This is a genomic window from Paramagnetospirillum kuznetsovii, assembly GCF_003284725.1.
Taxonomy (GTDB): domain Bacteria; phylum Pseudomonadota; class Alphaproteobacteria; order Rhodospirillales; family Magnetospirillaceae; genus Phaeospirillum; species Phaeospirillum kuznetsovii.
On record NZ_PGTO01000008.1, the window covers coordinates 1 to 20827 of the forward strand.

General features: G+C 65.5%; 24 protein-coding genes and 1 pseudogene. 16 read left to right on the forward strand and 9 right to left on the reverse strand.

Annotation, left to right across the window (positions count from 1 at the left end; translation table 11 throughout):
* The first annotated feature begins 105 nt into the window (after positions 1–105).
* The 5 genes from CU669_RS11600 (at position 106) to CU669_RS11620 (ending at position 2652) form a co-directional block, all read left to right on the forward strand.
* Positions 106–600: a hypothetical protein gene (locus CU669_RS11600; protein WP_239988684.1), complete on the forward strand. Its 495-nt coding sequence runs from the start codon at positions 106–108 to the stop codon at positions 598–600.
* 103 nt (positions 601–703) lie between these two features.
* Positions 704–997: an integration host factor subunit beta gene (gene ihfB, locus CU669_RS11605; protein WP_112144833.1), complete on the forward strand. Its 294-nt coding sequence runs from the start codon at positions 704–706 to the stop codon at positions 995–997.
* On the forward strand, positions 994–1278 hold the full coding sequence (locus CU669_RS11610; protein WP_112144835.1) for a lipopolysaccharide assembly protein LapA domain-containing protein: 285 nt from the start codon (positions 994–996) through the stop codon (positions 1276–1278). The genes ihfB and CU669_RS11610 overlap by 4 nt, the downstream gene beginning before the upstream one ends.
* A 16-nt stretch (positions 1279–1294) precedes the next feature.
* Entirely contained in the window at positions 1295–2014 is a 720-nt protein-coding gene (gene pyrF / locus CU669_RS11615) for an orotidine-5'-phosphate decarboxylase (RefSeq protein ID WP_112144837.1), read from the forward strand.
* Positions 2011–2652, forward strand: coding sequence for a phosphoribosylanthranilate isomerase (locus CU669_RS11620; protein ID WP_112144839.1), 642 nt, complete (start codon positions 2011–2013; stop codon positions 2650–2652). The genes pyrF and CU669_RS11620 overlap by 4 nt, the downstream gene beginning before the upstream one ends.
* Positions 2653–2831: 179 nt before the next feature.
* Here CU669_RS11620 and CU669_RS11625 read toward each other — a convergent pair whose 3' ends face one another.
* On the reverse strand, positions 2832–3032 hold the full coding sequence (locus CU669_RS11625) for a DUF2934 domain-containing protein (RefSeq protein WP_112144841.1): 201 nt from the start codon (positions 3030–3032) through the stop codon (positions 2832–2834).
* A gap of 98 nt (positions 3033–3130) precedes the next feature.
* Entirely contained in the window at positions 3131–3574 is a 444-nt protein-coding gene (locus tag CU669_RS11630) for a ligand-binding protein SH3 (RefSeq protein WP_112144843.1), read from the reverse strand.
* 126 nt (positions 3575–3700) lie between these two features.
* Between CU669_RS11630 and CU669_RS22175 the strand changes: the two are divergent.
* The 11 genes and pseudogenes from CU669_RS22175 to CU669_RS11680 all read left to right on the forward strand — a co-directional run.
* Positions 3701–4168, forward strand: a pseudogene (locus tag CU669_RS22175) (GNAT family N-acetyltransferase); the annotation flags it as partial.
* Positions 4169–4270: 102 nt separating this feature from the next.
* Complete coding sequence (locus CU669_RS22180; RefSeq protein WP_456095309.1) at positions 4271–4684, forward strand: (deoxy)nucleoside triphosphate pyrophosphohydrolase; 414 nt, start codon at positions 4271–4273, stop codon at positions 4682–4684.
* Positions 4681–5427 carry a competence/damage-inducible protein A gene (locus CU669_RS11640; RefSeq protein WP_239988685.1) on the forward strand — a complete coding sequence of 249 codons (747 nt, stop codon included), beginning with the start codon at positions 4681–4683 and terminating at the stop codon, positions 5425–5427. The genes CU669_RS22180 and CU669_RS11640 overlap by 4 nt, the downstream gene beginning before the upstream one ends.
* 7 nt (positions 5428–5434) lie before the next feature.
* Complete coding sequence (locus CU669_RS11645; RefSeq protein ID WP_112144847.1) at positions 5435–5686, forward strand: hypothetical protein; 252 nt, start codon at positions 5435–5437, stop codon at positions 5684–5686.
* Positions 5687–5880: 194 nt separating this feature from the next.
* The gene (locus CU669_RS11650) at positions 5881–7638 is read left to right on the forward strand and encodes a flagellar hook-length control protein FliK (RefSeq protein WP_112144849.1); all 1758 of its coding nucleotides are present in this window, start codon (positions 5881–5883) and stop codon (positions 7636–7638) included.
* Between the two features lie 11 nt (positions 7639–7649).
* Entirely contained in the window at positions 7650–8486 is an 837-nt protein-coding gene (locus tag CU669_RS11655; protein WP_112144851.1) for a flagellar hook assembly protein FlgD, read from the forward strand.
* A 15-nt stretch (positions 8487–8501) separates the two neighbouring features.
* A complete protein-coding gene (locus CU669_RS11660; protein ID WP_112144853.1) occupies positions 8502–11066 on the forward strand; it encodes a flagellar hook-basal body complex protein in 2565 nt (854 codons plus the stop codon).
* A gap of 108 nt (positions 11067–11174) precedes the next feature.
* Positions 11175–12764, forward strand: a complete 1590-nt coding sequence (locus CU669_RS11665; protein WP_112145091.1) for a S41 family peptidase — start codon at positions 11175–11177, stop codon at positions 12762–12764.
* Between the two features lie 66 nt (positions 12765–12830).
* The gene (locus tag CU669_RS11670; RefSeq protein ID WP_112144855.1) at positions 12831–13856 is read left to right on the forward strand and encodes a GGDEF domain-containing protein; all 1026 of its coding nucleotides are present in this window, start codon (positions 12831–12833) and stop codon (positions 13854–13856) included.
* 134 nt (positions 13857–13990) lie between these two features.
* Positions 13991–14158 carry a 50S ribosomal protein L33 gene (rpmG, locus tag CU669_RS11675; RefSeq protein WP_101252076.1) on the forward strand — a complete coding sequence of 56 codons (168 nt, stop codon included), beginning with the start codon at positions 13991–13993 and terminating at the stop codon, positions 14156–14158.
* Positions 14159–14518: 360 nt separating this feature from the next.
* The gene (locus CU669_RS11680; protein WP_112144857.1) at positions 14519–15382 is read left to right on the forward strand and encodes a dienelactone hydrolase family protein; all 864 of its coding nucleotides are present in this window, start codon (positions 14519–14521) and stop codon (positions 15380–15382) included.
* On the opposite strand, the gene CU669_RS11685 is transcribed toward CU669_RS11680, so the two are convergent.
* The 7 genes from CU669_RS11685 to rpmI all read right to left on the reverse strand — a co-directional run bounded on the left by CU669_RS11685 (position 15377) and on the right by rpmI (position 20792).
* Positions 15377–15784, reverse strand: coding sequence for a type II toxin-antitoxin system VapC family toxin (locus CU669_RS11685; protein WP_205119441.1), 408 nt, complete (start codon positions 15782–15784; stop codon positions 15377–15379). The two genes, CU669_RS11680 and CU669_RS11685, sit on opposite strands and share 6 nt — an antisense overlap.
* Complete coding sequence (locus tag CU669_RS11690; protein ID WP_112144859.1) at positions 15781–16029, reverse strand: type II toxin-antitoxin system VapB family antitoxin; 249 nt, start codon at positions 16027–16029, stop codon at positions 15781–15783. Before CU669_RS11690 ends, CU669_RS11685 begins: the two co-directional genes overlap by 4 nt.
* A 61-nt stretch (positions 16030–16090) precedes the next feature.
* Positions 16091–16675, reverse strand: a complete 585-nt coding sequence (locus CU669_RS11695) for a histidine phosphatase family protein (protein WP_112144861.1) — start codon at positions 16673–16675, stop codon at positions 16091–16093.
* Positions 16675–19071, reverse strand: a complete 2397-nt coding sequence (gene pheT / locus CU669_RS11700; protein WP_112144863.1) for a phenylalanine--tRNA ligase subunit beta — start codon at positions 19069–19071, stop codon at positions 16675–16677. The genes CU669_RS11695 and pheT overlap by 1 nt, the downstream gene beginning before the upstream one ends.
* Positions 19068–20144 carry a phenylalanine--tRNA ligase subunit alpha gene (gene pheS, locus CU669_RS11705; protein ID WP_112144865.1) on the reverse strand — a complete coding sequence of 359 codons (1077 nt, stop codon included), beginning with the start codon at positions 20142–20144 and terminating at the stop codon, positions 19068–19070. Before pheS ends, pheT begins: the two co-directional genes overlap by 4 nt.
* An 84-nt stretch (positions 20145–20228) precedes the next feature.
* Positions 20229–20585: a 50S ribosomal protein L20 gene (gene rplT, locus CU669_RS11710; protein WP_112144867.1), complete on the reverse strand. Its 357-nt coding sequence runs from the start codon at positions 20583–20585 to the stop codon at positions 20229–20231.
* 3 nt (positions 20586–20588) lie between these two features.
* The gene (gene rpmI, locus CU669_RS11715; protein ID WP_112144869.1) at positions 20589–20792 is read right to left on the reverse strand and encodes a 50S ribosomal protein L35; all 204 of its coding nucleotides are present in this window, start codon (positions 20790–20792) and stop codon (positions 20589–20591) included.
* Positions 20793–20827 lie beyond the last annotated feature (35 nt).

Consider the following 20827-nt stretch of genomic DNA (forward strand, 5'->3'; position numbering starts at 1 on the left):
GAAGCCAAGGGTTTCGGGGAAACCCGCCCGGCGTTTGAGGGCCTCGGTGATCGGTTCCGATCACCGAGACTTGGTATTATAGTGGGCGAGCAGCGGAGTGCATCCATGTCCATGACCCGAACCATGACCGTCGGCCTGATGGCTCTTGCCCTGGTCGGCTGCGCCGAGAATCCCACCGAGGGGCAGCTTTGGGGAACCGGAGCGGGCACCGTGATCGGCGGCGGCATCGGCCGCGCCGCCGCCATCGGCACCCGCTATCCCTGGGCCTTTACCGGCGTCGGCGTCGTCGCCGGAGCCGCCTTGGGCTATGCCGTGGGCGACTATGTGGACCCCCCGGCCCAGCGCATGTGGGCAAGCGCCACCGTCGAGGCGGCGGAGACCGGACAGCCGGTCAAATGGGAAAGCCACGGCCATCGTGGCTCGGTCAGCGCCGTGGGCGAAGGCTGGACCGACGGCGGCGGCCGGACGTGCCGGACCTTGCATCAAGAAGCCAGCCGCCTCCACGAGTCCGAGGGCACCTATGCCCGCGACGTCATGGCCTGCCGCCACGCCGACGGCAGCTGGGAGGTGATGGAGCCCTTCAAGGATGCCGAAAGCTGAGCCAGGTTTATGTTTGTCCCTCAACGGCTTGGCTTGACGCTGCCGGGAGGCTCCGGCATCCTTGCCGTGAAATTCGCGTCACCGTCAAAGGATAAGAAACACCATGACCAAGTCGGAGCTGATCGCCCGTCTGGCCGAGCGTAATCCCCATCTCTTCCAGCGGGATGTGGAACGCATCGTCACCACCATCTTCGACGAAATCGCCAATGCCCTGGCGCGCGGCGACCGGGTCGAACTGCGCGGCTTTGGTGCGTTCTCCGTCAAGAAGCGCGACCCCCGCCAGGGCCGCAATCCCCGGACCGGCGAGACGGTATCGGTGGATGGAAAGGCGATTCCCTTCTTCAAGACCGGCAAACAATTGCGCGAAAAGCTCAACATCAGCGGCAGCGGGTCATGAGGTTGCTGACCTGGCTGCTCGGCCTTCCCTTGGCCGTGGTGGCGACGGTCTTCGCCGTCGCCAATCGCCAGGATGTGCGTTTCGACCTTTGGCCACTGCCCTTCGGCGTGGACGTGGCCGCCTATCTCGCCGTGCTGGGACCGTTGGCCCTGGGGCTGGTGATGGGAGCGGTGCTGGTCTGGCTGTCGGGCACCGGCGCCAGACTGCGCGCCCGCGCCGACCGCCGCCGTGCCGAAAGCCTGGAACGCCAGCTTGCCGCCGCCGTTAAACCGGCGCCCTAACCCGTTCAGGACAGAAATGACCGCTTCCAATCCCGTCTTCGTCGCCCTCGACACCACCGAACAGAGCAAGGCCGCCGCCCTGGCGCGCACCCTGATCGGTCAAGTGGGCGGCTTCAAGCTCGGCCTCGAATATTTCATCGCCAATGGCCCCGAGGGCATGGCGGCGGTGTCCGAATTGGGCATGCCGCTGTTCGTGGACCTGAAGTTGCACGATATCCCCAATACGGTGGCTGCCGCCATGCGCGGCGTGGTGCGCCTGAAGGCCGCCATCACCACCATTCACGCCTCGGGCGGGGCCGCCATGATCCGCGCCGCCGCCGACGCCGCCAAGGACGAGGCCGCCAAGCTGGGCCTCGCACCGCCCGCCGTTGTCGCCGTCACCATCCTGACCAGTCTGGATCAGGCGGGAGCCGAAGCGGTGGGCTTTTCCGGCGCCGTGCTGGATCAGGTCAAGCGGCTGGCCGCCCTGGCCCAGGACAGCGGCGCCGACGGCATCGTCTGCTCGCCGCTGGAAGTGGACGCGGTGCGCGCCCTGTGCGGCCCCGACTTCAAGCTGGTGATCCCCGGCATCCGCCCCGCCTGGAGCGAGACCGGCGACCAGAAGCGCTTCCTGACTCCCGCCGAGGCCCGCGCCAAGGGCGCCGACGTTCTGGTGATCGGGCGCCCCATCACCGGGGCCGCCGATCCCGCCGAGGCGGCCGGGCGCATCAAGACAGAACTTGGACTCGCCCCATGACGGTGGAGGTCAAGATCTGCGGCATCACCGACGAAGATGCCATGGACGCCGCCATCGAGGCGGAAGCGGACTATGTGGGGCTGGTGTTCTTTCCGCCCAGCCCGCGCGCCGTAGCGCCCGAGCGCGCCGCCGAACTGGTGGAGTTTACCCCCGGCGAGATCACCAAGGTCGGGCTGTTCGTCGATCCCGACGACGCCCTGCTGGAGCAGGTGCTGACCAAGGTCCGGCTCGATCTGCTGCAACTGCACGGCGCCGAAACGCCCGAGCGAATCGAGGCCATCCGCTTGGAATACGGCCTGCCGGTGATGAAGGTGATTTCCGTGGCCTCGGCCGGGGATCTGGCCCTGGCGGAACCGTTCCTGGCGGTGACCGACCGCCTGCTGTTCGACGCCAAGCCGCCCAAGGGCGCCGTCCTGCCGGGCGGCAACGCGGTCAGTTTCGACTGGTCCATCCTGACCGGACGCAAATGGGGCGTGCCGTGGATGCTGGCCGGTGGCCTGACCCCCGCCAATGTGGCCGAGGCCGTCCGCATCTCGGGGGCGACGGCGGTGGACGTCTCGTCCGGCGTCGAAAGCGCCCCCGGCGTCAAGGACGCGGACAAGATCCGCGCCTTCATCAAGGCGGCACGCGGCGGCTGATGCCCAGACCCGCTCAGTCTTAACACCGCTCGTCGTTTGAAGCCCCCCGCCCCCCAGGCGGGCGAGACGCCCGCGCTCCGAACGACTTGCCCATCTCGGAGCGCGGCCGTCCCGGCCGCTTTCCACAAGAGTCGCGTCAGCGAAGGTGTGGCACTCCTCGTCGAGCCTTGGCCCGAGGGCTATTTGCTTTTGGTCGCCTTGGGCTTGGCGGCTGGCTTGGCGGCTGGCTTGGCCTTCGCCTTCGGAGCGGCCTTCGCCTTTGCGGGCTTTGCCGTTTGCGCCTCGGCCATCAGCCAGAAATCCATGTCGCGGCCTTCGGGCTTGCCCGCCTCTTCCCACAGGCGGTAGGCAAGATCCTTCACCTCGGTTCCGTGGCCCATCTGGACTCCCCTATAAAAGCGGCTGTGATCGGGGGGAAACTCTAACGCACTTTGGCGCCGACGACAATCTCGCCTCCCTTGCCGTTCCGTGACAAAAGCTAGGCCGCGTGGTCGGTCTTGGCGCGCTGGGCCGCCTTTGCTTCGTCGGGGGAATAGGCCTTGCCCTGCCACAGCATGGTATAGGCGATTTCCTCGTTGCCGTTCTCGCACAGGTCCAGCACTTGGCGGAACAGCGGCTGGAAGGTCGGGCTGCGGTGGGACTGTTCGTGTTCCTCGAAGCTGCGCCAGAAGGTGACGATCAGCGCCTCGCGGCCCGCCAGGGGCGAGGCCACCGCCTGGCCCACCGTGGAGCCTTCATTGGAGATCATGCCCGAATTCAGGCAGACGAAACCGCCGATGAAGCCGGTTTCCGAATGCCATGTCTTGACGTTCTCGCATAGCAGCGCCACCCGCTCCTCCAAATCGTCCACGGTAAAGCCGGGGCGCAACAGAACCCGATTGACGGTAATGACGCCGTCGGAATTGAACCCCTCGATCATCATGACGCTCTCCTGCCTCAAAACATTCAACAACCCTAATGTGGGATGCCGGGCATGGGTTTCAAGCAGGCATGACAGGCAATGGCCAGCCTGCTACGCTCGAAAGCTGGCTTTTCTGGGAGAGTGAAGATGGCGGACGCGGGTTGTCGGCAACCGGGAACGGCATGGGCGGGACATCCGCTGGTGACGGCGCGCCTGAGGCTGCGGCCGCTGGCCACCCGCGACATCGAGCCCTTGGCGGCGCTGCTGGACGATTGGGACGTGGTGCGACTGACCGCCGCCCTTCCCCACCCATACACCGTCGATGACGCCAAGCGCTTCGTGAACGAGCAGGAGGTTCGCCGCATCGAGGGCAAGGGGGTGGCGCTGGCCATGGAGCGCGTCACCGACAACGTGCTGATCGGCGTCGTCGGTTTCGGGCTCGAGCGCAATGGCGAACCGGAGCTCGGCTATTGGCTGGGCAAGGCCTTCTGGAACCAGGGCTTCGCCACCGAGGCGCTGCGGCGCCTGATCCGCCACCTGTTCGACGATCTCGGCTTCCATCGGCTGTGGTCGTCGTTCCATCCCGACAATTCCGCCTCGAAGCGGGTGCTGGAAAAGGCGGGGCTGACCTATTTCGGCGTCGACACCTGCGCCATGCCGGCACGAGGCCAAAGCGTCATCGCCCCGGTCTTCGCCCTGAAGAAGGGGGAATGGCAGATGCTGCGCGCCACCCGGCCCATGCTGCTGGTGGTCGCCGCCGCCCTGGTGGACCACGACGGTCGGGTGCTGATGGCGTCGCGGCCCACCGGCAAGGACATGGCGGGGCTATGGGAATTCCCCGGCGGCAAGGTCCATGACGGCGAGACGCCGGAAGCGGCCCTGGTCCGCGAACTGGAGGAAGAACTGGGTCTCGACGTCACCGAAAGCTGCCTCGCCCCGGTGGGCTTCACCTCCCATGACTACGACACCTTCCATCTGCTGATGCCGCTTTACGTGATCCGGGTGTGGAAGGGCAATCCCGCCGCCCGCGAGGGCCAGGAACTGCGCTGGGTGCGTGCCGCCCGGCTGGCCGACCTGCCGACGCCACCGGCCGATATCCCCCTCATCGCCCTGCTGCGGGAGTGGGTATGACCCAAGCCATCGCCACCGCCGCCATCCTGATCATCGGCAACGAGATTCTGTCGGGCCGCACCCGCGACGCCAATGTCGCGTTCCTGGGGGCCGAACTGGCGGCGCGCGGCATCACCCTGGCGGAGGTCCGCATCGTCCGCGACGACAGCGACGCCATCGTCGCGGCGCTGAACGAATTGCGGCGGCACTTCACTTACGTTTTCACCAGCGGCGGCATCGGCCCCACCCATGACGACATCACCTCGGCGGCGGTGGCGAGCGCCTTCGGGGTTGCGTTGAAGCGAAACCCCGAGGCAGAGGCCTGTCTGCGGACCCGCTATGCCGCCAATGAAATGAATGCCGCCCGCCTCAAGATGGCCGACATCCCGCAAGGGGCGACGCTGATCGACAACCCGGTCAGCCAGGCCCCCGGCTTCCGCCTGGACAATGTCTTCGTGCTGGCCGGGGTGCCGCGCATCCTGCAAGCCATGTTCGACGGCATCAAGGGCGGCCTGGCGGGCGGACCGCCGCAGCATTCGCGCTCCATCACCCTGGCGGCGCGCGAAGGCGATCTGGCCGAGGGACTGGCCGCCATCCAGACCGCCCATCCCGAGACCGAGATCGGCAGCTACCCCTCCTTCACCGAAGGACGATCACTGGTCACGGTGGTGGCGCGGGGAACCGATCCGGCCATGCTGGACAATGTGCTGGCCGAGACCCGCGCCCTGGCCGTGCGTCTGCGGGCCGCCGTGCTGGACCCCTGAGGCGGCCATGACTCCCCAGGAAAAAGAGCCGCTTAAATATCTGGGGCAGCACCTGATCTACGGCATCGCCGCCGCCTTGACCTTCGGCGGCCTGGTGCTGGCCACCGATCTCAGCCATATCCGCACCATGATCATGGAATCGGCCACGCCCTATCAGGTGCTGGCGCTGATGTTCTTCGGCCTGATCATCACCTTCGGCAGCGTCGCCATGGGCGTGGGCATCATGAACCTCGCCCGCGACGACGACGGACAGGACTGACTCTTCCTGTTCACCCCGGCAGGCTTTTCCCCGTGCCCGGCAATATTTTCCCCTTTCGCCCGACCACGTCCCCGAAGCGCTTCGGGCTTCAAGAAATTATTCCATTAAAAACAATGCGTTAGAATGTGGTCCGGCAGTTGGCCCGGCGCTTGCTCAGAACATGGCGAACCAATCCCAATTGCGGGGACCAGACCATGACCGTGCAAACCATCGACAAGCGACTGGCAACCGAGGCCAACATGACCCCGGCCACGTCCGACAAGCAGCAGAGCGCCATCTCGGTGGAGGACGCCTTCGTCGCCCTTCTCCAGCAGACCGCCCAGCGCTTCGGCAACAAGGCCGCCGGATCGGCTTCGCCCGACAAGGTCATGAACCAGATCCTGACCCAGAAGCAGGTCGAGATTCACGCCGAGAAGGCCCAGGCGGCTCGCGGCGACGCCAAATCCGACCACGGCACCACCGGCAAGGACGGCCGTCAGGTCGTCAAGGCCGACAAGCCCCGTCAGTCGGACGGCGGCGCGCCGACAGCCAAGGTCGCCGTCAAGGACGACGATGCGGTCGCACCCGTCGCCACCGACGATACCAAGACCGTCGCCGCCGACGACGACGCTCCCAAGGCCGATACCGGCACGTCCGACAACCAGAACACCGGCCAGAACGATACCAAGGCCGAGGCGCAGCAGGTCCAGGTCAATGCCGTCGCCGCCCAGGAAAAGGTGGTGGTCGAGATTGACATCACCGTCACCGAAACGGTCGAGGTGGTCGAGGTCAATCCCGCCGCCCAGGCCGTCCAGGCCGACAATTCGGGCAAGCCGGTCCAGCAGGCAGCCGCCCAGGCCGACACCACGGGCAAGGATCCGCTGGCCGGTCTCAGCAAGGATGACCGCCAGCGCATCAATGATCTGGAGAAGCGGATCGTCGATGACCTGGATTCCGGCGATGCCGACGACGCCCTGGACGCCGCCACCGAACTGGTCGACCAGTTGATCAGCAAGGCCACCCAGCAGCAGAATTCCGCCGTCAAGGGCAACACCCACGACATGGGCAAGGCCAACAGCCTGAAGGACCAGCAAGCCGAGGATCTGGCCGCCATGCTGGCCGGAAGCGGCGCCCAGATGGATGTCCAGGTCCAAGTCACCGAGACCGTCACCGAGACCGTGACCCAGACCACGGCCTCGGCCCTGGACGTCCTGGCCCAGATGACGACGGAAGTTCAGAACCCGACCGCCATCGGCCAAGGCCAGACCCAGGGACAGCAACAGAACACCAATCTGGCCGACACCGCCGTCTCGCTGCAGCCAGCGGTGAGCAATGCGGCCCCCACCGACCAGGTGGCCGACGACTTCCGCGCCTTCAGCGCCGTTCTCGCCGCCCAGGTGGAAGCCAGCACCCAGGAGGTCAATACCACCTCCGAGCAGCGCCCCAACACCACCATCGCCGCCGTCGGCCCCACCCAGGCCGCCGACAAGCCCAGCGCGACCCAGGCCGCCGCGCCGACCGCGCGGGCTCCGCGCGTCCCTCTGCAGCAGCAGGTGATGGAGCAGGTCAGCGTTCAGATCGACAAGGCGGTCAAGGACGGCGCCGACACCGTCAAGATCCAGCTGCGTCCCTACGATCTGGGCCGCATCGAAATCAAATTGGAAGTGATCGACGGCCATGTCTCGGCCTCGGTGACCGCCGAAAAGCCGGAAACCCTCGCCCTGCTCCAGAAGGACGCCAAGGGCCTGGAAAAGGCGCTGGAAGATGCCGGGCTGAAGCCCGATGCCAGCGCCACCAGCTTCAGCCTGAAGAACGGCGAGCAGCAGAACAACGCCGATCGCGGCCACAACAATCAGCGTCGCGGCCGTGGTCGCGGTACCGGCCAGGCCGAGGAGACCGCCGCCATCGGCGCGTCCCAGGCGGCACAGCCCCGCCGCTCCGGCGGACGCTCCGGCGTCGATATCTCGGTGTAGGAGGGCATGACATGACCACCGCCGTAGACAACAGCGCCGCCAATGCCGCATCGGCCGCCAATTCCGCATCGACCAGCAAGTCGACCACGGCCAAGGCGACGCTCGGGACCAACTTCAACACCTTCTTGAACATGCTGACCACTCAGCTAAAGCATCAAGATCCGTTGTCGCCCATGGACTCGACCCAGTTCACCAATCAGCTGGTGCAGTTCTCCAGCGTCGAGCAGCAGATCAACGCCAATTCCAATCTGGAGAAGCTGATCAAGCTGCAGACCGCCAGCCAGACCGCCCAGGCCATCTCCTATGTGGGCCAGACGGTGGAAGTGGCCGGATCGACCCTGCCGCTGCAGAACAGCTCGGGCGCGTCCTTCTCGTATACGCTGCCGTCCAACGCCAGCAGCTGCGAAGTCCAGATCAAGGACTCCACCGGCAACATCGTCTACAAGTCCAATGCCGAGACCAGCGCCGGTCGTCACGAACTGACCTGGGACGGCACCGACACCAACGGCACCACCCAGAAGGGCGGCCTCTACACCATCAACGTGGTCGCCAAGGGTTCCGACGGCGCCGCCCTGGCCGTCTCGACCACCGTCACCGGTTCGGTCACCAAGCTGAGCAACGACGCGACCAACGGCGCCACCCTCGAACTGGGGGCGGGCACCGACGGGGCCAAGGTCTCGGTCACTCCCGACCAAGTGCTGGCCGTCACCGCCGACACATCCCTGGTCAACGCCCAGTTGACCGCCGCCAACGCCCAATACCAGGCCGCCCTCGCCCAATACAATGCCCTGAAGGCGGCCGAAGCCAGCAACAATTCCTCGTCGTCCTCGACGACGACCGGCCAGTAGTACTAGGAGGCTGTCATGAGCTTATACGGCGCACTTTTCTCTGGTGTCTCTGGCCTGGCCTCGCAGTCCAGCGCCATGGGCGCGATCTCCGACAACATCACCAACGTCAACACCACGGGCTACAAGGGTGCCCAGGTGAACTTCCAGACGCTGGTGACCAAGCAGACTTCCATCACCCAGTACTCGCCGGGTGGTGTGCAGTCCAAGCCGCGCAACGGCATCGACGTGCAGGGTCTGTTGCAGTCCACCTCGTCGTCCACCGACATCGCGTTGTCGGGCCAGGGCATGTTCGTGGTCAACACCGCGCCCGACTCGGCCACCAGCGGCACCGGCATGTTCGCCTATACCCGCGCCGGATCGTTCAAGACCGACAACCAGGGCTACCTGACCAATGTGTCGGGCTTCTACCTGCAGGGCTGGCCCCTGGCCGCCACCGACAACAGCTCGTCCGCCCGGCCCAGTGAAACCGTCATCGACGGCAACACCTATATGAAGGCCTACAAGGACACGACGGGCAATTATCACTACATCAATCAGAACACCATCAACCCGACCGAAATGAAGTCCTTGAACCTCAAGACCATCGGCGGCACGGCGGATCCCACCACCCAGATCAAGATGGGCGCCAACCTGCCGTCGGGCGACGGCATCTTCAATCCGGGCGTCGCCGGGTCCGGCGGCCTGCACGAAAGCAGCGCCCTGATCTACGACTCGCTGGGCGGCAGCAGCAGCCTGAACGTCAGCTGGATGAAGACCAACGCCAACCAGTGGGACATCGCCAACAAGACCAACTATTTCGGCGTCAACATGGCGCTGACCGACACCACGGCGTCTCCGGATTCCACCGCGACCTTCTCCATCGCGGGCCAAGCCACCGGCGGCAGCGCCACCGTGGCGAGCATGACATCCTATGCTGGCGGCCACACGGCCGGGTTCTTCGCCAGCACTGGCGTCATCGCCTTCCAGGCCGCCGCCGACGCGGCGACCCTGCCGCTGGGCACCCAGTTCACCGTGGCCGGTTCGGAAGATTCCGCCAATAACGGCACCTTCCTGGTCAAGACCGCAGCGACCACATCGGCGGGCGCCGATACCTTGATCACCGCGTCCCAGGCCGTCAGCGTCGTCCGCAACGGCACCACCACCACCTATTCCAGCGTCACCTCCACCGGTGCCACCAACATCACCTTCGGCGGCGCGACCACGCCGACCCTGGTGGCGGGCGACATCATCAAGGTCACCAATGCGGCCGGAACGGTCGGCTATTATCAGGTTACCAACGTCGGCGCCGCGGGCTCGACCACCGTCTCGGCCCTTGATTACGTGGCCGTCGATACCGCGCCTTATCAGACTCTGCGCGGCATCAAGCCGCCGGCGGGCGCCGCCGTGCTCGACATCTACGACCCCAGCGGAACCTCGGGCGCCATTTACGCGTCACAGGGCCGCCTGGACTTCACCGCATCCTCGCGCACCGACATCACCGCGCTGGACGGCAAGACCTTCTCCATCACGCCGACCGGCAGCAGCGTGGCGCTGACCGTGGAATTCGACACCAACGGTACCAACGACCTGTACAAGGTGGTCAGCAATCCCACCGGCGCCAGCAACATCATCATCGACCTGTCCACCACCTCGCTGACCTCGGGCTCCGATATCGCGCAGTTGGTGGCCAAGGCGCTGAACAATGCCGCCAACTGGGATGCCACCACCAATACCCATCTGCCGACCACCTCGGTCTCCACCTCCACCGGCTCCACCCTGCCCCTGTTCCGGGCCAATGGCGGCACCTTGGAAATCGTGCAGCAGACCAGCGTCGCCGACAGCTATCTGTTCGACGTCTCCGCTCTGGGCACCGGCTGCACCCAGTCGCAGTCGCACCAGTGGAACTCCTCCATTCCCTCCGTGGATCAGGTGACCGGCAAGTTCACCCTGCAACACATCTCGTCGGCGGTTGCCAGCACGCCTGCCATCAAATACAACGGCGACGGCACGCCGCAGACCATCATGGGCTATGGCAGCACCTCGGGCTCGTCCGCCACCGCCCCGACGCCGAAGATCTCCATCGAATGGGCCAATGGCGCCCAGTCCATGATGGAAGTCCCCAACGGCTCCGGCGCTGATCACCGTATCAACTGGTTCCTGGGCAACACCGCCCAGGCCGACGGCATGACCCAGCTGGGCGGCAATTTCCAGCTGTCCTACCTGACCCAGAACGGCGCCAAGTTCGGTAACTTCTCCGGCGTCTCGGTGGGGTCCGACGGCGTGGTCACCGCCCTGTTCGACAACGGCGTGCGCCGCCCGGTGTTCCAGATCCCGGTGGCGACCTTCACCAATGTCAACGGCATGGAATCGCTGACCGGCAACAGCTGGATCGAAACCAACAGTTCGGGCACCTATACGCTGCGTGAAGCCAACAAGGCCGGCGCGGGCTCCATCGCCTCGGCCTCGCTGGAAGCATCCACCGTGGATATCGGTGCCGAGTTCACCACCATGATCGTGACCCAGCGGGCCTATTCCGCCGCCGCCAAGATCATCACCACCGCCGACCAGATGCTGGACGAACTGGTCCAGATCAAGCGGTAACCGTCAGTAAAAACAAGGAGCCGGTGGCCAGAATCGCCACCGGCTCCATTGCTTTTTCCTGTACCCGGCGCTTGGGGGTTGCGCATAATTCCAGCCATGCGCCCGATCATGCCCTCGTCCCCCTTCTCCCGGCTTTTGCCCGCCGTCTTCACGGCGGCCATGCTGCTGGCGCTTCCCCGTGGCGCCTGGGCGGCGGGCTGGGACGCGGTCGAGGCGGACAAGACCATCGCCTTCGGCTTCGCCGCCATCGTCGAACGCCACCTCCAGCCGGTTACCGCCGCCTCCATCGCCCTGGACGGCATGCGGGCGCTGGCCGAGATCGACCCCCAACTGGCGGTGATCGTCCAGGGCGGCGTGGTCCGGATTTCCACCGCCGATTCGCTGGTCGGGGAATACCCGGCCCCGGCGGCGGCGGATTCGGCGGGTTGGGCGCGGGTGACCGTCGCCGCCATCACCGCCGCCCGCCTGTCGTCGGAAATGATCCGCGCCGCCGACGACGAAGCGCTGTATCAGGCGGTGTTCGAAGGCGCCCTGGGCAAGGTCGACCTCTATTCCCGCTACGCCAGCGCCAAGGAGGCCCGCGAGCATCGCGCCAGCCGCAACGGATTCGGCGGCATCGGCATCAAATTCGACATGATCGAGTCCGAGCCGCGCATCATCGAGGTCATCGAGGACACCCCGGCGGCCCGAGGCGGACTTAAAACAGGCGACGTGATCTTGATGATCGACGGCCAATCCGTGCGTCCCCTTGACCGCAACGGCATCTCGGCCCTTCTGCGCGGCGCCGTCGCCAGCGACGTCCTGCTGCTGGTGCGCAGGGGCGGCGATCCGGTGCAGGTGACCCTGCGGCGCTCGTTGATCGTTCCCAAGACGGTGACCATGTCCCTTGTGGGCGGCATCGCCGAATTCAAGATCGCCAGTTTCAATCAACGCACCGCCTATAGCCTGGAAAGCCTGCTGAAGGACGCCAAGACTCGCCTGGGCCCCGGCTTGACCGGGGTGATCCTGGACCTGCGCGGCAATCCCGGCGGCCTGTTGGACAAGGCCGTCTCGGTGGTGGATCTGTTCGTGGACAAGGGGCCCATCGTCTCCACCAAGGGCCGCCATCCCGAGGCCGACAACGCCTTCGACGCCCATCCCGGCGATATGGGCGAGGATCTGCCGGTGGTGGTGCTGGTGGACGGCCGCTCGGCCTCGGCCGCCGAAATCGTCGCCTCGGCTCTGCAAGACGCCGGCCGCGCCGTGGTGGTCGGAACCAACTCCTACGGCAAGGGCACGGTTCAGACCGTCATCGGCCTACCCAATGACGGCGAGATCACCCTGACATGGTCGCGCTTCCACACGCCCTCGGGCTATGCCCTGCACGGTCTGGGGGTTCTACCCGTCCTGTGCACCGGCGCCAATCCCAATGCCGCCGCCGTCATCGATGGTCTGCTGCGCGGCACCCAGTCGGCCAAGCTGCCCGAGACACTGGCGGTGTGGCGGCAGTCCGGATTCGACGAGACTGCCCTGCGCATTCGCCTGCGCGACACCTGCCCACCGGCGCGGCGCTCGGAAGCCAAGGCAGATCTGGAGCTGGCCGAAAAGCTGCTGCTCAACCGCGCCGCCTTCGCCCGTGCCCTGGCCCTGTCCACTCCTCCCCGGACGCTGGAAGCCCGCCAATCCCGCCCCCCTGACTATGATGCGGGTCAGCACTGACGAACTGTCCGTTGACTCCTGGTTGTAGACTCAGTCATACCCAGGGTTGAGGAACAGGGGTCGGCCATGGATAGTTTGATTACGCCGGAAACCGTGCTGTCGTCGGTGATCAGGATCACCGAGCAGCGCTCGCGGCAACATCTGGAACATTCGCTGGTGTCCACCCTGCGCGATCTGGCTGGGCTGACATTCTGCGGCATCTGTCGTCCCACCCAATCCGTCAGCGGTATCTTCATCGATTACGTGGCCCATGAAGGCGGCGAGGCGCCCGACCAGTTGATCGAGATCGGCCAAGACCCGCTGCTGATGGAATGCATGGCCACCGGCGGTTCCAAGGCGCAGGAGATGGAGGATGGCGCGCTTCGCCGCGCCCAGGCGATCGTGGATGACCGCGGCATCGTCTGCGCTTTCCTGGTCACCATCTCTCCGGCGGCGAAGATGGAGCAGTTGGCGCTGATCGGCGGCTTTGCCTCCATCTACCGCAATTATCTCGCCATTCTGCGCGACGCGGCCCGCGACACCCTGACGGGGCTGAAGAACCGCAAGACCTTCGACGAGAATTTCAGCCGCATCGTCGCCAGTTCCCGTCACCTGGAAGTGCCCTTCGCAGGCAATCGGCGCGGCGGCGAACTGTCGGGCGAGCATCACTGGCTGGCCATCATCGACATCGACCATTTCAAGCGGGTCAACGACACCTACGGCCATGTGTTCGGCGACGAGGTGCTGCTGCTGCTGGCCGCCCTGATGCGCAAGGCGTTCCGAGGCGAGGATCTGTTGTTCCGCTTCGGCGGCGAGGAATTCGTCGTCATGCTGGCCCCCACCACCTACGAGAACGCCCAGGCGGTCTTCGACCGTTTCCGCGCCACGGTGGGCGAGTTCGCCTTCCCCCAGGTCGGCCATGTGAGCGTCAGCATCGGCTTCGTGCGCATCCACTCCGACGACCTGCCCTCGGTGGTGATCGGCAATGCCGACAAGGCCCTGTATTACGCCAAGGAACACGGCCGCGATCAGGTCCGCTCCTTTGAGCGGTTGCTGGCGGACGGCAGCCTCACCGACGCCGAACGCACCGATGGCGACGCCGAGCTATTCTAACGACCGATGGCGCAGCCGAGCCATTCTAACGACCGATGGCGAAGCCGAGCCATTCTAACGCTTGACTCTGCTGCCGGGATCAGTATGGTGCGCCCCCTGAGTTTCGATCACCAACGTTTGCCGGGATTTTCGTCATGGCCAAGCCTGCCACCATTCTCATTAAGCTGCTGAGCTCCGCCGGGACGGGCTTCTTCTACGTGGCGAAGAAGAATCCGCGCAAGACGACCGAGAAGCTGGAGTTCCGCAAGTACGACCCCGTCGTGCGCAAGCATGTCGCGTTCAAGGAAGCCAAGATCAAGTAGGATCGGCTCCGAACAGGGCTGTGAACCGCAAGGGCGCTTCGATGGAGGCGCCCTTTTCGTTTTGCCGGAACCCCATGAAACAAATCAAACGCCGCCTGGTTGGGCTTGATGCAAGGGCAAGGACAATCCCAAGGAGGAGCGGATGCCGCATTCCACTCCTCCCGATGCAGCGAGCCCATTGCCATTAGGCCCGGGCGGGCAATTGCCCGCAGGGAGGGCGCGCGCCACATGGCGCGAAAGCCAAGCACGCGGATGCGTGCGCCGACGATTGAGGCAAATATAAAGAATCAATCGCCCCATTGTCTCGCCGAGGGCGCGATGCCATCTTTGGATCAGTCAATCGTCCGGGGAGAGCGGACCATGCATGATGATGACATCAAGAGTCTGATGCCGAAGCTGGATATGACGCGACGCGGATTCGTCTCGGCGGCGGTGCTGGCCACCGGCTATGCCATGGCGGTCAGCCCGGCCGCCGCCGACGCCATCGTCACCGACACCAAGGGATTGAAGGCCGGAGCGGTGATGATCCCCAGCGGCGCCGATTCCATTCCGGCCTATGCCGCCATGCCCGAGGGCAAGGGGCCGTTCCCCACCATCCTGGTGGTCCAGGAAATCTTCGGCGTCCATGAATATATCCGAGACGTCTGCCGCCGTCTGGCCAAGCTGGGCTATCTCGCGGTGGCGCCGGAACTGTATGTCCGCCAGGGCGATCCCTCCAAGATCACCGACATCCCCACCATCTTGTCCAATATCGTCACCAAGGTCGCCGACGAGCAGGTCATGGCCGATCTGGACGCCACCGCCGTCTGGGCCGCCAAGAACAAGGGCGATCCCAAGCGTCTCGGCATCACCGGCTTTTGCTGGGGCGGCCGCATCGTCTGGCTGTACGCCGCACACAATCCCAAGCTGAAGGCGGGCGTGGCGTGGTATGGCCGTCTGGCGGGCGATTCCACCGTGATGACCCCCGACCATCCGCTGAGCCTTGCCGCCAAGCTGAAGGCCCCCGTCCTGGGCCTGTATGGCGGTGCTGACCAGGGCATTCCCTTTGAGACGGTCGAGAAGATGCGCGAGGCGGTCAAGGCGGGCAAGATGCCCGTCGAGATCGTGGTCTATCCCGACGCGCCCCACGCCTTCCACGCCGATTACCGCCCGTCCTACCGGGAAGGCCCGGCCAAGGACGGCTGGGCGCGGCTGGTCAAATGGCTGAAGGGGAATAGCCTATAGGGCGGGGCAAGGACACCGGATCACGTCGGTGTGGACGAAATCCTCTCCCTTGAACAGCAAGGGAGAGGATTTGGATATGGCAAGGGCATAAGCGGCGCAATCTCCCAGGTTCAACTGGGCGGGATGGCCGCAGCCCTTGCCGTAGCGGCGATAGGCCTCGAAGGCCAGTGCCGATTGCTCCGCATCGAAGGGGGACACGGTGACTTGGGCGACCTGGACCAGCGTCTCCAATTCACCAAGGGATGCCGGGCCGAGACGCCGCAGCAATACCGTCCGGCATTCGAACAGGGTGAAAGCCGAGAGCAAGCAGCCATCGGCGGCAGCCAGGGTCGATTCAATCCACTCCGCTTCGGGCTCGTTCAGCAGAAAAGCCATGATCGCCGAAGTGTCGATAACGATCATCCCGGCAGACCGTCTTCATCATAGCCAAGCAGTTGGTCCACGGGCCTGTCGTCGAGAACAGGCAACCGCGCCACCCGCTGCCGAATGCCCTGCAATTGCATCCGCTTGCCCGGCGACGCCTGCCGCTGGCGCTCCAGCCGCTCGGCCAGCGCCGTGGTCACCGCCTCGGTGATGCTCTCGCCGGTCAGGGCGGACAACTGACGGGCAAGGCGGTCGGTTTGCGCGCATTTGATGTTCAAGGCCACGTTGTCTTCCTTTCTTCCCAGTTAGGAAGAATACGCCCACTCGAGGCCGGAGGCAACGGGATCAGCCGCACGCCACCCGCGTGACGGCGCCATCCCTCAGGACGAACACCGCGTCCTGGGGGCTGTCCGCCTGCAGCGCCTCGGCCGGGTCCAGGCCCAGATAGAGGCCGCGCAGCACCTTGCCGGCGATACCGTGGCTGACCACCACCAGCTTTTCCGACGGCCTGATCCCCGCCAGCCATTGGGCGAGTCTGGCGGACAGCGCCGCGTGGGTTTCGCCGTCGGGGCTCTTGAACACCCAGTGGTCCAGTCCGTGGCCGCCCCGAAGCTCGGGCGCGATCTCGGACTTCAGCAATCCGGACAGGCTGCCGGTGTTGATTTCCTTCAAGCGGGCGTCATAGCTGACACGTTCCGCGTCCAGACCGGCGGCCTCGCACAGGATGCCGGTGGTCTCGGCGCAGCGGCCCAGCGGGCTGGACACCAGCCGCCATCCGTCACCGCCTTCGATCAGCCCGCGAAGGCACAGCCCATAGCGGAAGGCCTGGGCCACCCCCTTGGGCGTCAGGGCGGAATCGTGCCAGCCCTGAACGCGGCCCTCGGCGTTGAACTGGGTCTCGCCGTGGCGGACCAGGATAATGGTCGACATTATCCCCGCAGCTCGCCGCCGGTCGCCTTGGCCACCGCCTGGACGATCCTGGCGGCCACCGCCTCGATCTCCTCGTCGGTCAGGGTCTTCTCGGTGGGCTGCAGCGTCACGGTGATGGCCAGCGACTTCTTACCCGCCGCCATCCTGTCGCCCTCGTAGAGGTCGAACACCGCCACCTCGGACACCAGCACCTTGTCGGCGCCCTTGGCGGCGCGCACCACGGCATCGGCGGCCACCGAGGAATCGAGGATGAAGGCGAAATCGCGTTCCAGCGGCTGGAAGGGCGAGGCCTTCAGCAGGGTCCGCGCCTTGGTGGCCTTGGCCTTGGCGGGCGGCAGGGCTTCCAGGAACAGCTCGAAGCCCACCACCGGCCCCTTCACGTCCAGGCTGTTCAAGATGCCGGGATGGATCTCGCCGAAAAAAGCCACCGGCTTGTTGCCCAGCTTCAGCGAGCCGGAACGGCCGGGGTGATACCAGGCGGGCGCCTCGGCGACCACCTGGAAGCTGTCGGGATTGCCCCCGGCGGCGGCGATGGCGGCCACCAGATCGGACTTGGCGTCGAAGGCATCGACGGCACGAACCGGTTCGGCCCAATGACGGCCCCGCGCCTTACCGGCGCGGATGCCCGCCGCCATCTGGCGCTGCTGGCCCGGTTCCGGTCCGTCGAATTGCGGCCCGATCTCGAACAGACCGAGGTCGCGCATGCCGCGATCGGCGTTGCGGCCGGCCGCCGTGATCAGATTGGGCAGCACCGAGGGACGCATGACGTCCAGATCGGACGAGATGGGATTGGCCAGATGCATGTCGGCTTGACCGCCGCCGAACAGCTTGGCCTGGGCCTCGGGCAGGAACGACCACGTCACCGTTTCCACCAGCCCCCGCGACGCCAACTGGCGTCGCACCCAGCCGGAGCGGCGTTGCGACGGGGTCAGAATCGGCTTGGGCATGGGCAGACGGGGGAGAGGCACCGAGGGGATGTTGTCATAGCCGTTGATGCGGATGACCTCTTCCACCAGATCGTGCTCGGCGGTGATGTCGCCGCGCCAGGACGGCGGGTTGACCAGCAATCCGTCGGCGTGTTCCGCCACGGCGCAACCGAGATCGTTGAGGATGGCCTCCATGCGGACCACCGGCACCTCGACGCCGCCCAGTTCGGCGACCCGCTCGGGGCGCAGCACGATGGACTTCTGCCAGTCGGGCTCGGTCCCGGCGATGACGGCCTCCGAGGCCTCGCCGCCGCACAGATCCAGGATCATGCGGGTGGCCAGTTCCATGGCGGGCACCACGAAGGCGGGATCGACGCCACGTTCGAAGCGGAAGCGGGCGTCGGACAGGATTTCCAGCCTGCGCCCGGTGGCCGCCGTGCGGATGGGATCGAAATAGGCGGCTTCCAGGAAGACCTCGGTGGTCGCCTCGGTGCAGCCGGAATGCTCTGCCCCCATGATCCCGGCCAGGGCTTCCGGCCCCGCCTCGTCGGCGATCACCGTCATGGACTCGTCCAACGCATAGGTCTTGCCGTTGAGCGCCACCAGGCTTTCGCCCGTCTTGGCCAGACGCGCCCGGATGTCGCCCTTGACCTTGGCGACGTCGAAGACATGCAGCGGGCGGCACAGGTCGTAGGTGAAGAAATTGGTGATGTCCACCAGGGTCGAGATGGGGCGAAGGCCGATAGCGGTCAGTCGATCCTTGAGCCATTGCGGGCTTTCGCCGTTCTTGACGCCGCGAATATGGCGTCCGGCGAACAGCGGGCAGGCGGGCAGATCCTCGGCCGAGAAGTCGAGGCGCACGCCGATGGGGCTCTTGAAGGTGCCGGGCACCGGCTCGACCTTGAGCGGCTTCAAGCTGCCGAGGCCGAAGGCGGCGAGATCGCGGGCGATTCCGCGCACGCCCAGGCAGTCCACCCGGTTGGGGGTGACGGAAATCTCGATCATGGGATCGAAGCTCATGATGTCGAGCAGCTTGGCGCCGACTTCGGCATCGGCGGCCAGTTCGGCGATGCCGTCGTGGTCCTCGCCCAGCTTCAGCTCGCGCCACGAGCACATCATGCCTTGGCTTTCGACACCGCGAACCTTGCCCTTCTTCAGGATCTCACCGTTGTGCGGGATATAGGTTCCCGGCTGGGCCAGGATGACCTTGAGGCCGACCCGCGCATTGGGAGCGCCGCAGACCACCTGGATCACCGTGGCGCCGGTATCGACCTTGCACAGCTTCAGCTTGTCGGCGTCGGGGTGCTTGTCGGCTTCCAGCACATGGCCGACCACGAAGCCGCCCAGATGCTTGGACGGATCCTCGATGCCTTCCACTTCCAGGCCGATGGCGGTCAGACCGGTCTCGATCTCGGCGAGGGTGGCGGTGGTCTCAAGGTGGTCCTTGAGCCAAGCAAGCGTGAATTTCATCGGGTCAGCCCTCCCGAAAGCGTGGGAACGTCCAGCGGCACGAAGCCGTAATGCTTCAGCCAGCGCAGGTCGGAATCGAAGAAGGTGCGCAGATCGGGAATGCCGTATTTCAGCATGGCGACCCGCTCGACCCCCATGCCGAAGGCGAAGCCCTGATAACGGTCGGGATCGATGCCACAATTCCTGAGCACATTGGGATGCACCATGCCGCAGCCCAGGATTTCCAGCCAACCGGCGCCAGGTCCAATTTTCAATTCGCCGCCTTCGCGCGAACAGCCGATATCCACCTCGGCCGAGGGCTCGGTGAAGGGGAAGAAGCTGGGGCGGAAGCGCACCGGCACGTCATCCACCTCGAAGAAGGCGCGCACGAACTCGATCAGGCAGCCCTTGAGATGGCCCATATGGGTGGTCTCGTCGATGATGAGGCCTTCCACCTGGTGGAACATGGGCGTGTGGGTCATGTCGGAATCGCAGCGATAGGTGCGGCCCGGCACGATCACCCGGATGGGCGGCTTGTCGCTCAGCATGGTGCGGATCTGCACCGGGCTGGTATGGGTGCGCAGCAAATGCCGACCACCCTCGGGGCGCTCGCCGAAATAGAAAGTGTCGTGCATCTGGCGGGCCGGATGCTCGGGCGGGATGTTCAGGGCGGTGAAATTGTGGAAGTCGTCCTCGATATCTGGACCTTCCGCCACCATGAAGCCCATCTGGGCGAAGATGGCGGTGATTTCCTCGATGGTCTGGCTGATGGGATGGATGCGGCCCTGCGTCTCGGGACGGCCCGGCAGGGTGACGTCGATGCGTTCGCGGGCCAGTCGCGCGTCCAGCGCCTTGCTTTCCATCACCGCCTTGGCGGCATCAAGGGCGCAAGCGATCTCGTCGCGGGCGGCGTTCAAGGCGGCACCGGCCGCCTTGCGCTCGTCCGGCCCCATGGAGCCGAGAGTCTTCATCAGGCCGGTGATGGTGCCCTTCTTGCCGAGGGCGGCGACGCGGACGGCTTCAAGCTGATCCAGCGAGGCGGCGGCGGCCACATCGGCCAGGGCCTGGGCGCGGAGTTGATCGAGATCCTGCATGCTTTGCGTTTCCCTAAGACGCGAAAAGGGGCCGCCCCCGATGGGCCGGCCCCTCTCCTAACCATTGCTTCCGCGAGGGAAGTCCTACCGGAGGGCGGCCTGGGCCTTGTCCACCAGCGACTTAAACGCTTCCGGCTCGCGGATGGCGATGTCGGACAGCACCTTGCGGTCGAGCGCGATATTGGCCTTCTTCAGGCCGTCCATGAAGCGCGAATAGGGCATGCCATGGGCGCGGGCGCCGGCATTGATGCGCTGGATCCACAGGGCGCGGAAATTACGCTTCTTGGCGCGGCGATCGCGATAGGCGTAACGCAGGGCCTTTTCCACCTTCTGGATCGCGACCCGGAAGCAGGTGGAGGAACGGCCGCGGTAACCCTTGGCGAGCTTGAGAATCTTCTTGTGACGGGCGTGCGTGGTGACGCCCCGCTTGACGCGCGACATGGGTTAAGCTCCGTTCGGCAGGTAGAATTTCTTGACGTTGTCGCTGTCGGTCTTGAACAGCATGAAGGTGCCGCGATGCTGGCGCTTCATCTTCGACGTCTTGGCGCTCAGGCAGTGACGCTTGAACGCGACATTGGCCTTCACCTTGCCGGTGCCGGTGAGCTTGAACCGCTTCTTGGCGGAGCTCTTGGTCTTCATCTTGGGCATTTTCGCTTTTCCTTGATCTAAGAGTCTCTAGCGAG